The organism is Methylorubrum zatmanii (genome assembly GCF_014845115.1).
Taxonomy (GTDB): domain Bacteria; phylum Pseudomonadota; class Alphaproteobacteria; order Rhizobiales; family Beijerinckiaceae; genus Methylobacterium; species Methylobacterium zatmanii.
In genome coordinates this window covers 1-11,872 of the sequence record NZ_NKUI01000016.1, presented here as the reverse complement: position 1 = coordinate 11,872, position 11,872 = coordinate 1, and the positions used below count along the sequence as shown (strand labels likewise).

Genomic DNA, 11,872 nt, shown 5'->3' with positions numbered 1-11,872 from the left:
GGACCTCCTGGGGCGGGATTCGCCCCATTCCTGGCCCTCAAGCGTTAAACGCCCCTCAGCGGCCTCCGCCGAGTTCGCGGTGCGGTTAATGTCGCGACAAAAATTCAGGGGCGCGAACGGCCTTCGCTCCGGCGCGCCCGGGTCGCGCGGGTGGGGGCGTGGAAATCATCGGGCTTGCCCCGGACCCAGGCGAGGAAACGGGCGATCTCGGGATCGGCGCGCAGGGCCTCGACCTCCGCCAGACGCCGGGCGATCTCGGCCTCGCTGTAGCGGGCATGGATCGCCGAGTGGCAGATCTGGTGCAGCCGCACGGTGGCCCCGTGGGCGCCGCCCTTCAGCTTCGGGGTGAGATGATGCAGGCTCTGACGGGCATGGGCCGGAATCGGCCGCTGGCACAGCGGACAGACCGGAACGCCCTTCGGTTTCGGACCGTGCGTCTCTGGATCCTCGTCGCGCCAGCGCCGGGAGCGCCGCCCCACCACGATTGCTCTCCCCGCCGCCGCCCGGTCCCGCCGGGCGCGGAGGAAACGGGCGGGAAACCGGCGGGCTCCCACCCGGAAGCCGCGGCAGATCCGCCGGAGACAGCCCTCGGGCCACACGCCGAGCCAGTGCCGAGCCATTGCGGCGACGCGACGGATCGGACAGGCTCACCCCCGGACAGGCACGGCACGGACAAGCGGCATGAAGCGGACAACCATCGATTCCAAATTCTCCGTGGCCGGGCAGCCGAGCCCGGCGGAGATCGCGGCGCTCGGCGAGGAGGGCGTGACGCTCCTCATCAACAACCGCCCCGATGGCGAGGAGCCGGGCCAGCCCGGCGCGGCGGCCGAGCGCGCGGCGGCGCAGGCGGCCGGCCTGCGCCGGCTCGAAGGCGGGCAGGGCGTGCCCCTCCACGAGATGATGGATCAGGGCGGTGGTGAACACCGTCTTGCCCGAGCGGGCCAGACCGGTGACGCCGAGCCGGAGGGTCGGCTGGATCAGGAGATCGCTGGACGCCTCCGCGAAGGCCTTGATCGCGGAACCCGCTTGCGCGGCATAGTCGAAGAGAGGCGGCAAGATGGGTCCTGCGGCGAGACGGGCTTAGTGTCGCTCACGAAACTCCCGCTGCCCCGTCGCGGCCAGAGAGGACACGGTGCGGTGTCGGGAGTTTCGTGAGGCACTCTTGGCCGCTGTCAGGTGGCGCAGGTGGCCGCCGATCTCAAGGCTTGGCATGGCCTGCGCCGGCCTCCCGCGCCCGGGCGGCGCCGACGGCCCGCCAGCGCTCGATCGCGGCGCAGAGATGGATCCGCTTGAACGGCTTGCCGACATGGTCGTCCATGCCCGCCGCGATCAGCTCCTGCACCTGCCCGTCGAGGACGTTGGCGGTCATCGCCACGATCGGCAGGGAGGCGGCGGGCCCGGTCATGGCCCGGATCCGGCGGGTTGCGGTGAGGCCGTCCATGCCGGGCATCTGCACGTCCATCAGCACGACGGCATAGGGGTCGGCTGTCCCGCTGGCCGCCTCGATGGCCGCGATCGCCTCGGCGCCGTCGCTCGCCACATCGACCCGGTAGCCCTGCGCCTCGAGCACGGCGCAGGCCAGCGTCTGGTTGATCGGCACGTCCTCCACAAGGAGGATCCGCGCCGGCACCGCGCTCGCGGGGCCTTCCCCGTCCGGAGATCCGGACGCCGCCTCGGCGGGCGCCGCCGCGCCGCGCGGCAGGGCCAGGGTGAACCAGAAGGTCGAACCGACGCCCTCGGTGCTGTCGACGCCGATCTCGCCCCCCATCATGGAGACGAGCCGGTGGCAGATGGCGAGGCCGAGCCCCGATCCGCCGAAGCGCCGGCTGATCGAGCCGTCGACCTGGCTGAACGGCTTGAACAGCCGGTGGCGCTGGGTCGGCGCGATGCCGATGCCCGTATCGACAATCTCGAAACGCAGGAGCTCGGCGGTCTCACCCGAGGCCAGCGGATGCTGCCCCTCGTAGCGCACGGTCAGGGTGACGGAGCCGGCGGGGGTGAACTTCACCGCATTGTTGAGCAGGTTGAACAGCACCTGCCGCAGGCGGTTCGCATCGCCGACAACGGTCCCGGGCAGGCGGGGATCGATCCGCGTCTCGATGGCGATGGCGCTCTTGAGGGCGCTGCCCCGCATGATCGCGACCGTGTCGTCGATCAGTTCGGTGAGGGAAAAGGGGAGCGGGTCGAGTTCGAACTGGCCCGCCTCGATCTTCGAGACGTCGAGAACATCGTTGACGACGGTGAGCAGGGCCTCGCCCGAGACGCGGATCAGCTCCAACCGGCGGCGATCCTCCGGATCGTGCCGGGAGCGTTCGAGCAGCAGGTTGGCATAGCCGAGGATGCCGTTGAGGGGCGTACGGATCTCGTGGCTCATGGCCGCGAGGAACTCGCTCTTGGCCGCGCTCGCCCGCTCGGCCTCCGCCCTGGCGGCCTGGGCCTCTGCAGTGACGGCGCGCAAGGCCGTCTCCGCCGCCTTGCGCTCGGTGATGTCGAGATGCAGCCCGAGGATCCGGTAGGGCCGGCCTGCCCCGTCGTAGAGGGTGCGGCCGGAGCTGTAGAGCCAGCGCGCGCCGACGCGGTACTCCGCCGTGAACCGGGTGCGGTTGTCGACGGCGTGATGGATCCGATTCCAGGTGTCGACGACATCGTCGGGATGGATGGTCGCGGTCCATTCCGTCGGGGAGAGGGCGCGCGGGCCGCTGCTCTCGTCGAGGCCGTAGAGGCGCACACTCTCCGGCGAGAGCAGGGTGATGCCGGTCTGCAGGTCCCAGTCGAAGGTGCCGGCCTCCGCGCCCTCCAGGGCGATGCCGAGCAGGCGGCCGCTATCCTCGACGGCGAGGCGGGCGGAGACGATCTCGTCGATGTCCAGAGCCGTGCCGATCCATTCGGTGATCGTGGCCGGGTCGGCGGCGCTGCGGACGGGGGTGACCGACAGCTTGTGCCAGCGGTACGACCCGTCCTTCGCCCTCAGGCGCCACTGGCCGTCATAGCCCTGGCCGGAGGCGCGGGCCGCCTGCCAGGCCGCCTCCATGGCGGACGCATCGTCGGGATGGTTGCGGGCGATCCGCTGAGTCCGCCCCGCGCCGATCGGGCCGTAATAATCCTCGAAACGGGCATTGGCGTAGGTCGCCTCGCCGCTCTCGGGATCGATGGTCCAGACCAGGAGAGGCAGGGCATCGGCGAGGCTGCGGTAGCGCAACTCGCTGCGGCACATCTCGGCCTGGATCTGCAGCCGGTCGGTCACGTCCATGAGGATGCCGAACAGCCCGCTCGTGCGGCCCGCCTCGTCCTTCGTGCAGGTGCCACGCACCATGACGTCGCGCGGGGTGCCGTCCGGTCGCATCAACCGGCCCTGGAACTCGAAATCGTGCCCGGCCGCGATCGCCGCCGCAGTGATCGCCCGGATCCGTTCGCGATCCTCCGGGTGGCAGAGCTGGGCGAAGGCAGGATGGTCGGCCGTCGGCGCGGCCGGGTCGAAGCCGGCGATGCGCAGCAGGCTTTCGGAGTAGATCGGGCGACTGTCGGCCAAGTTCACCCGCCAATGGCCGACCTGGGCGATCTCCTCGGCCATGGTCAGGAGCGAGTTGGCGGCCGCCCGCCGCTCGATCTCCGCTCCCTGCACCCGGATGGTGTTCTCGTGGATCTGCCGCAGCGCGCGCTCGCTCGCATAGGCGAGGTTGTCGCGGCGAAGATGGAGCTGGGCCGTCACGATCTCGGCGAGGTCGCGCAGGGCCTCCGCGTCGGCCGGCGTGAAGGTGCGCGGTTGCGGATCGACGAGGCACAGGGCGCCGAGCCGCAGGCCCGGCCGCAAGATCAGGGGCGCACCTGCGTAGAACGCGACGTGGGGCGGCCCGGTGACGATTCCGAGATCGCGGAAGCGCGGGTCGCGGCGCGCGTCGGGGATGACGAGCACGGCATCCTGCTCGATCGTCCGGCTGCAGAACGAGCCTTCCCGCGGCATCTGCGCGGGCATGGTGCCGGCGCAGGCCTTCAGCCATTGCCGCTCGGCATCGACCAGGGAGACATAGGCCGCCGCGACCCCGAACAGACGGCACGCCGTCCGGCACACGGCATCGAACGGCGCCTCCGGATCGGTGTCCAGGATACGCAGTTCATGCAGGGCCGCGAGGCGTTCGGTCTCGCTCGCAGATCCCGTGCTCACGGTCTCACCCTCGTTCCGGCTCCTTCGCCGGACCTCTCGCCGGCCCCTGCTCCGGACCTTCCGCGCGCGGCAGCGATCATAGGACCGCGCCCGTTCGGGCCGCAATCACGCATCCGGCTATGCTCCGGTCGCGCCCCCGACGCGGGCGAGGCGGGACGGCGATCCCAGCGCAGACGGGCCGCCTCCAGCGCCCAGACCATGCCGAGCATCATGTAGACGTGGCGCCACTTCTCCACGTCGATCTGCATGGCCTGGAGGAAGAACATCAAAAGCGCCGGGAACACGATCTGCGCATGGGCCCGGTAGGGCGAGGGCCGCGCCATCAGCCGGAAGCCGACGAAGCAGGTCGCCGCCACGAGGGCGATGAAGGCGGCCCCCGCCAGCCAGCCGCCATTGGCGAAGCTGCCGATGTAGGAATTGTGCGGCTCCAGATTGAAGATCTGGCGCCAGCGCAGGGGGCCCATGCCGAGGGGATCCTCGAGCAGCATGCCCATGCCGCGGATCTGGTTGCCGAAACGGCCGGTCTCGCCCTCGTCGTAATCCTGCGTGACGGCGGCCCGGGTCTGGAAGGTCTCGGCCACGCTGGAGATCGAGAGCAGGCCCGCGAGCGCGACCGCCCCGAGCCCGGCGGCGGCGAGGCCGATGATCACGATCCGCCGCCGCAGGGCCCGAGAGCGGCTCGAGGTGTAGAGCGCCCCCACCATCACCGCGACCGCCATCACCGTTCCGCCCCAGGAGCCGCGGGAGAAGGACAGGAAGATGCCCGCCATGACGACGAGGAGGCTCGCCAGCGACAGGGACGGCCACCGGGTCGTGCCGGAGAGAAGGCCGTGCATCAGGTAGAGCGCGCCCAGCGTCAGGAAGGAGCCGAACACGTTCGGATCCTGGAAGGTGCCCGAGGCGCGGCCGTAGCGGTAGAACAGATCCTCGATGCCGAGGAGTTGCAGGTAGCCGACGACGCCGAGGACGGCGGAGAGCACACAACTCGCCGTGTAGGCCTTGAGCGCCACCTCGATGCGCTCCGCCGTCTCGTCGGCGTAGAGCATTGCGAAGAAGATGCAGGTCACGACGAGGTAGACGAGCTGGACGGTCCAGGTCACCGACAGCGGCTCGTTCAGGTAGGGCAGCAGCGCCACGACGATGGCGCCGAGATAGGTGAGGAGCAGGAAGACCAGCGGCACCGCGCCCCGGTGCAGGCGGATGCCGAGCGCGAGCCAGAGCAGGATCGTCGGGATGGCAATGACGTCGTAGGGCGAGGTGTCCGAGAAGGCGAAGCAGGCGAAGAAGATGAACGCCGCGTGCAGGAGGCTCGCCAGCCCGTGGACGGCACGAAGGGCGGGGATGCGGCCCCAGGCCCCCGCACTCCACCGTGACGGTGACGCGGCGGGTATCGCGCCAGTCATTGAAGGCATCGGTGAACTCGAACTCTCGCGGGGAGGCCGCGCACGCCCCCCGCCGACACCGTCCGGAACGGGCGCGGCGGGATTGCAGCTTCCCGATCAGCGCCATCGAACCATCGAAAGGTTGCATTTTAACCAACGGGCCGAGGACCGCGCAGATGGGCCACGCCCGACGGCATGGATCTCGGGCGGTCGTGTCGCGGCCTCGTCCGATGGCGGGCCGCCCTGTAGCGGATCGTGGATGCGGGCCGGCGGCGCCGACATCTGACTAAGGCCGCTGCCCGCAAGCCTTTTTCGGCCGAAACCGGTTCAGCCTGCCTCAGCACAAGGGCGCAAACCTTGCCAGCAAATCGTTCCACCCCAGCGCGTGCGCAACGTCACGTCACGCAAGACAGGGGCTCCCCATATTCAGTTCATCGAAGACGAGAGAGGCCCAGGCTAACCTGGGTCGACCAGAAAAACGGATCGGAGAGACAGATGAAGACTCGTATTGCCGCCGCCATTGCCGCCCTTGCTCTGGGCGTTGCCCCCGTCACCTCCGCCTTTGCCTTCAGCGAAGGCTATACCCGCCCCGCTCCCATCGTGAGCGGCTGGACCGCTCCGCTCGGTGTCCATGACGGCCCGTACCACGCCGCCTGCCCGCTGAACTCGGCCGCCGAGGGGAATGCCAACCAGCAGAACTTCCCGGTCAAGCAGTATGGCCAGACCTCGGGCGGCTACCGCTGCTGATCGGCCGGCGCGGAGGGCCGTTGAACGATGCGGATGATGAAGGCCTTTTCCTACGCGATGATCGGCGCCCTCGGGCTCGGTCTCGCGACCGCCGCCTTCGGCGCGGTCAACCTGCTGCTCGATCTCTGACGACGGGCGCCGCGCCTCCCGGCCGATGAGGCCGGTTCACGACAACAGGGCCGCCCGACCGGGCGGCCCTTTTTCTTGTTCGCTCGGCTGAAGACCCCCTCAGCCGAAATGCCGGGCGAGGGTCTCGCGGACGGCCTCGACCATCCGCTCCACCGGCACGGAGACCTGGGCGGGGCGCGCCGCCTTCCACTCGGCATTGCTGGCGATGGCCTCGGCCGCGCGGGCGCCCTCGATCAGGTCCTTGATCTGAACCTCGCCGGCCTCGCGCTCGTTCGAGCCCTGGATGACCACCACCGGGGCGCGGCGTCGGTCGGCATATTTCATCTGCGCCTTCATCCCGGCCGCGCCGAGATAGAGTTCGGCCCGGATGTTGTCCGCCCGCAGGCGGGCGACCAGCGCCTGGTACTCGGCGATGTTCTCGCGGTCGAGCACCAGCACCACGACCGGGCCGGGCTTGGCCGTGCCCTCCACCAGCGGGCTCTTGGTGAGCCGCAGGGCCGAGAACAGCCGGGAGACGCCGATGGAGAAGCCGGTGGCCGGCACCGGCTCGCTGCGAAAGCGACCGACCAGCCCGTCATAGCGCCCGCCGCCGGCCACCGAGCCGAAGCGCACGGTCTGGCCGTCCTCGTTGGTGACGGGGAAGGTCAGCTCCGCCTCGTAGACCGGGCCGGTGTAATATTCGAGGCCGCGCACCACGGAGGGGTCGGCCCGCACCCGGTCGTGGCCGTAACCCGCCGCCTCGCACAGCCGCATGATGGCGTGGAGTTCGGCGATGCCCTCGCGCCCGGTCTCGGATTCGCCGACGACATCGTGCCAGGATTTGAAGAACTTTTCCCAGAACGCCATGCGGTCGGCGCCCTCGTGCGGGCTCGCCTCGAAGCCGACATAGGCCAGGATGCGCTCGATCGCGTCATCCGCCAGTCCGGCGCCCTTGGTGAAATCGCCGCTCTCATCCTTGCGGCCCGCGCCGAGCAGCAGGCGCACGCCGTCGGGGCCGAGGCGGTCGAGCTTGTCGATGGCCCGCAGCACGGTCAGGCGCTGGCCGGCCTTGTCGGGCCCGGCGAGGCCGATCGCCTCCATCACCCCGTCGAGCACCTTGCGGTTGTTGACCTTGACCACGTACTGGCCGGCCAGCCCGAGCCGCTCCAGCGTGTCGGCCATCAGCATGCAGGTCTCGGCATCGGCCGCGACGGAGCCGGCGCCGACGATGTCGGCATCGAACTGCATGAACTGGCGGAAACGGCCCGGCCCCGGCTTCTCGTTGCGGAAGACGTAGCCCGCCCGGTAGCTGCGATAGGGCTTCGGGATCGCGTCGAAATTCTCGGCGACGTGCCGGGCCAGCGGCGCGGTGAGATCGTAGCGCAGGCTGAGCCACTGCTCGTCGTCGTCCTGGAACGAGAACACGCCCTCGTTCGGCCGGTCGAGATCGGGCAGGAACTTGCCCAGGGCCTCGGTATATTCGACGAAGGGGGTCTCCAGCGCCTCGAAGCCGTAGAGTTCGAAGGTCTGCCGGATCGTGTCCAGCATCCGCGCCTGCGCGGCGATGTCGGCCTCGTGGCGGTCGGGGAAGCCGCGCGGCAGGCGGGGTTTGAGAGTCTCGGCCTTGGCCATGTCGTCGCCGATCGGAGCGGGTTACTGAAAGGAAGCCCGGCTCTATCGCAGCCGCGGGCGGGGCGGCAACCCGAGGCCCCCTCAGAACAGCCGGCTGCCGTCGGGCACCGGCCGGTCGGGCGCAAACAGCACCACCGCCCCGGCCGCGTCGGCGAAGCCCAGCGTCAGCACCTCCGACAGGACCTTCCCGATCTGCCGCGGCGGGAAGTTCACCACCGCCGCGACCTGCCGGCCCACCAAGTCCTCCGGGGCGTAATGCTCGGTGATCTGCGCGCTGGAGCGCTTCCGTCCGATGCCCGGCCCGAAATCGATCACGAGCTTGAGCGCCGGCTTGCGCGCCTCCGGGAAGGGCTCGGCCGAGACCACGGTGCCGATGCGGATATCGACGGCGAGGAAGGCATCGAAGCCGATGTGTTCGGAGGCGGGGGCGGACGGATCGTGGGCGAGATGCATGGATCGGCTCGGGTGATGGGCGCTAAACGGCCCAGCGATAGGCCAGCAGCGCGGCGAGACTGAGCACCGCCAGCGGGATCTGCGCCGGCCGCAGCCGTTCGAAGAACAGGGGCGCCTCCCCGCGCTCCGCGGCGATGGGATCGAGGATCGTGATCGCGGTGAAGCCCGCGATCAACAGCGCGAGGGCCGCGACGGGAAAGCCGAGGACGAAGGCGGCGAGGGCGCAGAAGCCCAGGGAGAACAAGCCGATCATCGTGGCCATCTGCGCCAGAGTCGCCCCGCCCTCGGTGCGGAAGCTGACCCCGCGGCGCACGCCCGACAGGAACAGCAGGATCGCGCAGGCCCAGAGCACGGTGAGGGTGAAGACCGCCTCGGCCGGTCCGCCGCGCAGCCACCAGACCAGCACCGCTCCCCCGACAAAGGGCAGCATCGGCCCATAGCCGAACACGATGCTGAGCCAGGGCACCGCGCGGGGCTCGTCGACGCGGATCGTGCGGCCGGCCTCGCCGTCCGGGTTTCGGGCCGGGTTTGGGGACATGCGGGTCTCGCGCGGGCCGGAGGGAACGCCCGATGAACGGATGGAGCGCCGCCCTGTTCCGGCCGGCCCTCCGCGATCCGCGCGATCCCTTCGGAATGGCGGATGGCGTTGCCGCTCAGCTGCCGCGCGATATCAGGCCGCCGTCTCGGCGGAGCGGGTCGCACGGCGGCGCTCCTCCCGCCGATGGCGGCGGCGCTGGGAGCGGCTGTCCTCGGTGGTCGCGGCGAGCCACCAGACCAAGACGAGCGCCACGAGGCCCGCCGCCCCGAGCGCCAGGAAGGCGCCCGCCCAGCCGAACCAGCCCTGGGCGAGGCCGCCATACCAGGCCGAGAGGGCGCCGCCCGCCCCCTGCACCGCGTTGACGCTGCCGAGCGCGGTCTGCGTCCGCCCCGACCCCCAGGTCAGGTCGGCCACCACCACCGGCACCGCCACGCCGATGATGCCGGAGGCCACCCCGTCGAGGATCTCGGCGCTAATCAGCCAGAACGGATCGTCGATGAAGGCGGAGAGCAGCGCCCGCACCGGCAGGACGAGGCAGGCGGCGATGAGGAGCTGGCGCCGGCCGCGACGGTCGGCGAGGGAGCCGGCGGCGAGGGCAACGGGCACCATCACGAGCTGGGCCACCATGACGTAGCGGGCGGTCCAGGCGGTGGGGTCGTCGGCGGTGCGCACGAGCTTCTGGCCGAGCAGGGTCAGCATGCCGCCATTGCCGAGCTGGAACAGGGCCAGCGCCACGGCCAGCACGAGGAGCCGCCTGTTGGTGAGGAGCTGGGCGAAGGACGAGCGTGGCGGCTCCTCCTCGTCCTCCTCCTTCCAGCCGACCGCGCGGCGCCGATTCCAGGATCCGGCCGGCATCGCCAGGGTGGCGACGATGGCCGCCGCCGCCATGCCGCCGAGCACCCAGAAGGCAACCTCCGGCCCGACACGGGCGGTGCCGACCGCGATCAGCCCGGCAGCGATCAGGATGCCGACATGGTTGAAGGCCTGGTTGCGCCCCTGCTGGCGCGGAAAGGCCTGCTTGCCGACGACGCCGAGGGTCAGCGCCGTCACGGCGAGCAGCAGCAGCGTGCCGCCGGCGGCGGCGAGGAACTGCGCCGCCAGCACCGGCACGAAGGAATGGGCCGGCATCAGCAACAGCGTGCCGGCGAGGATCGCGGCGCAGGAGCCGGCGATGAGCAGGCGCGGATGGCCGAACCGGTCGACCAGCGCGCCGAAGGGACCGCTCAGGAGCAGGGTGCCCGCCCCGACCAGGGTCGTCACGAGCCCGACCTCGGACGGGCTCCATTGCCGCATCTGCGCGAGCCACGTGCCGAGGAACGGCCCGAGACCGCCCTGGATGTCGCCGATGAAGACGTTGATCAGGGCGAGGTGGGTGGTGGGCGCCATGCTGTCCTGGTGAGCTGAACCGGGGGCGGGCCCCTAGCGTACCGTCGCCATCACGGCAACGATCGCCCGCCCCGCTCAACGCCGGAGGGGGCATTTCAGATCACAGGTCCAGCCACGCTTTCGCCGAGGATCGGATACGAGCGACACGAAAAAGGGCCCCGCTTTCGCGGAGCCCTCGCTTCATGCCTGGCCGACCTGAACGAAGCGGACAGCCGCCTCAGGAGGCGAGCGGCGCGCCCTGGCCGGCGGCCTGCGCTTCCATCATCTTCTGGCGGTAGAGGCCGACGAAATCGATCGGGTCGATGTAGAGCGGCGGGAAGCCGCCGTTGCGCACGGCCTCGGCCACGATCTGCCGGGCGAAGGGGAAGAGCAGGCGCGGGCACTCGATCATCACCGCCGGATGGATCTGGTCCTGCGGGATGTTGCGCATGCGGAAGATGCCGGCATATTTCAGCTCGAAGGCGAACAGCACGTCGCTCTGGATCTTGGCGTCGCCCTCCAGCGTCAGCTCGACCTCGAAATCGGCCTCGGCGATCTGCTGGGCGTTGACGTTGACCTGGATGTTGATCTGAGGCCCGCCCTCCTGCGGCTGCAGGGAGCGCGGCGCATTCGGGTTCTCGAAGGAGAAGTCCTTGGCATACTGCGCCAGCGCGTTGATCGCGGGCGCGAGATCCTCGGTCTGTGCGCCGTTGCCGTTCGGTGCCGCGGTATCGGCCATGGCGTCTCTCCTTGCTCGCGTCGTCTTTACAGCCCGCAGCGTTTCCCGCGCAGGATCGCCTCTCGGGCGCGGGCTGGGCGCTATCATGCCCGCACCCGGCGAACAAGCCGAGCCGGATCGATCTCCGGCGGCCATTCCGAAGGCGCGACGAGGCGCGCGCGAATGCGACGCGGACGCTCCTCTCGACGGCTTGCCTGGAATCGCTCGCGGGTCCGCCCATATCACGGTAAGGTCGCGGACTTCGAACGGTCGGAGACACCCTAACCCCAAGCGCCTTTCAATACATCCGTTCTCGGCTCGATCCCCGCGCCGCCCTCGGCTAAGAGCCTTTTTCGCGAACCCTTGCGCCGGCGGGCGGAAGGTCTTCGTGGAACCATCTTCCGGAGCGCGGCGGGCGGGATCTCACGGGGCGGCCCATCCTCCGGGCGGCCTCGGGGCGCCGGGTTCACGTGTGCGACGGTCACGATTCGGATCGGTGATGCAGGATTCCTTCGACGTAACGACCCTGATTTTCCTGGCGCTGGCCGTCTTCGTGATCTGGCGGCTGCGCTCGGTGCTCGGCCAGAAGACCGGAGCCGAGCGCTCGCCCTTCCGGCCGGTGGAGCGCAACCGCACCGAGCCGCCGGCCGGACGGGCCGAGGGCGACAACGTGGTGCGCCTGCCCGGCGCGGACCGGGCCCAGGCGGCAGCGGCGGTGCAGACCGTGACCCGCGATTGGCGCGGCATCGCCGAGCCGGGCTCGGCGG

The 11,872-nt window shown here is 70.4% G+C and carries 9 protein-coding genes and 3 pseudogenes; 3 read left to right on the top strand and 9 right to left on the bottom strand.

From position 1 onward, the window contains the following. Window positions 1-104: 104 nt before the first annotated feature. Window positions 105-482 carry a restriction endonuclease gene (locus tag MZTS_RS02345; protein WP_192281057.1) on the bottom strand — a complete coding sequence of 126 codons (378 nt, stop codon included), beginning with the start codon at window positions 480-482 and terminating at the stop codon, window positions 105-107. 199 nt (window positions 483-681) lie between these two features. Between MZTS_RS02345 and MZTS_RS25580 the strand changes: the two are divergent. After that, window positions 682-804, top strand: a pseudogene (locus tag MZTS_RS25580) (beta-lactamase hydrolase domain-containing protein); the annotation flags it as partial. A gap of 24 nt (window positions 805-828) precedes the next feature. Here MZTS_RS25580 and MZTS_RS02335 read toward each other — a convergent pair. The 3 genes and pseudogenes from MZTS_RS02335 to MZTS_RS02325 form a co-directional block, all read right to left on the bottom strand. After that, window positions 829-1,056 (bottom strand): annotated as a pseudogene (locus MZTS_RS02335) (YcjX family protein); the annotation flags it as partial. A gap of 142 nt (window positions 1,057-1,198) precedes the next feature. Continuing rightward, window positions 1,199-4,162, bottom strand: coding sequence for a PAS domain-containing protein (locus tag MZTS_RS02330; protein ID WP_343068684.1), 2,964 nt, complete (start codon window positions 4,160-4,162; stop codon window positions 1,199-1,201). Beyond that, on the bottom strand, window positions 4,159-5,565 hold the full coding sequence (locus MZTS_RS02325) for an O-antigen ligase family protein (protein ID WP_246481951.1): 1,407 nt from the start codon (window positions 5,563-5,565) through the stop codon (window positions 4,159-4,161). The genes MZTS_RS02330 and MZTS_RS02325 overlap by 4 nt, the downstream gene beginning before the upstream one ends. Before the next feature lie 474 nt (window positions 5,566-6,039). Here MZTS_RS02325 and MZTS_RS02320 point away from each other — a divergent pair, with 474 nt between their 5' ends. Continuing rightward, window positions 6,040-6,291: a hypothetical protein gene (locus MZTS_RS02320; protein WP_009864192.1), complete on the top strand. Its 252-nt coding sequence runs from the start codon at window positions 6,040-6,042 to the stop codon at window positions 6,289-6,291. Between the two features lie 228 nt (window positions 6,292-6,519). Here MZTS_RS02320 and hisS read toward each other — a convergent pair whose 3' ends face one another. The 5 genes from hisS to secB all read right to left on the bottom strand — a co-directional run bounded on the left by hisS (window position 6,520) and on the right by secB (window position 11,126). Then, window positions 6,520-8,031: a histidine--tRNA ligase gene (hisS, locus tag MZTS_RS02315; protein WP_192281053.1), complete on the bottom strand. Its 1,512-nt coding sequence runs from the start codon at window positions 8,029-8,031 to the stop codon at window positions 6,520-6,522. Between the two features lie 81 nt (window positions 8,032-8,112). After that, window positions 8,113-8,484 (bottom strand): tRNA-binding protein, encoded by a 372-nt coding sequence (locus MZTS_RS02310; RefSeq protein ID WP_009866898.1) that lies wholly within the window; start codon window positions 8,482-8,484, stop codon window positions 8,113-8,115. Window positions 8,485-8,506: 22 nt separating this feature from the next. Beyond that, a complete protein-coding gene (locus tag MZTS_RS02305; protein WP_009866899.1) occupies window positions 8,507-9,022 on the bottom strand; it encodes a DUF3429 domain-containing protein in 516 nt (171 codons plus the stop codon). A 132-nt stretch (window positions 9,023-9,154) separates the two neighbouring features. After that, complete coding sequence (locus MZTS_RS02300; RefSeq protein ID WP_009866900.1) at window positions 9,155-10,408, bottom strand: MFS transporter; 1,254 nt, start codon at window positions 10,406-10,408, stop codon at window positions 9,155-9,157. Window positions 10,409-10,625: 217 nt separating this feature from the next. Then, window positions 10,626-11,126 carry a protein-export chaperone SecB gene (gene secB, locus MZTS_RS02295; RefSeq protein ID WP_009866901.1) on the bottom strand — a complete coding sequence of 167 codons (501 nt, stop codon included), beginning with the start codon at window positions 11,124-11,126 and terminating at the stop codon, window positions 10,626-10,628. 478 nt (window positions 11,127-11,604) lie between these two features. On the opposite strand from secB, the pseudogene MZTS_RS02290 reads away from it, so the two are divergent. Further along, window positions 11,605-11,872 (top strand): annotated as a pseudogene (locus tag MZTS_RS02290) (Tim44/TimA family putative adaptor protein); the annotation flags it as partial.

Excerpts from the sequence above, each read along its gene's own strand:
- MZTS_RS02325 (WP_246481951.1), bottom strand. The coding sequence starts at position 5,565 with ATGACTGGCGCGATACCCGCCGCGTCACCGTCACGGTGGAGTGCGGGG.
- MZTS_RS02305 (WP_009866899.1), bottom strand. The coding sequence starts at position 9,022 with ATGTCCCCAAACCCGGCCCGAAACCCGGACGGCGAGGCCGGCCGCACG.
- MZTS_RS02320 (WP_009864192.1), top strand. The coding sequence starts at position 6,040 with ATGAAGACTCGTATTGCCGCCGCCATTGCCGCCCTTGCTCTGGGCGTT.
- secB (WP_009866901.1), bottom strand. The coding sequence starts at position 11,126 with ATGGCCGATACCGCGGCACCGAACGGCAACGGCGCACAGACCGAGGAT.
- MZTS_RS02310 (WP_009866898.1), bottom strand. The coding sequence starts at position 8,484 with ATGCATCTCGCCCACGATCCGTCCGCCCCCGCCTCCGAACACATCGGC.
- MZTS_RS02300 (WP_009866900.1), bottom strand. The coding sequence starts at position 10,408 with ATGGCGCCCACCACCCACCTCGCCCTGATCAACGTCTTCATCGGCGAC.
- hisS (WP_192281053.1), bottom strand. The coding sequence starts at position 8,031 with ATGGCCAAGGCCGAGACTCTCAAACCCCGCCTGCCGCGCGGCTTCCCC.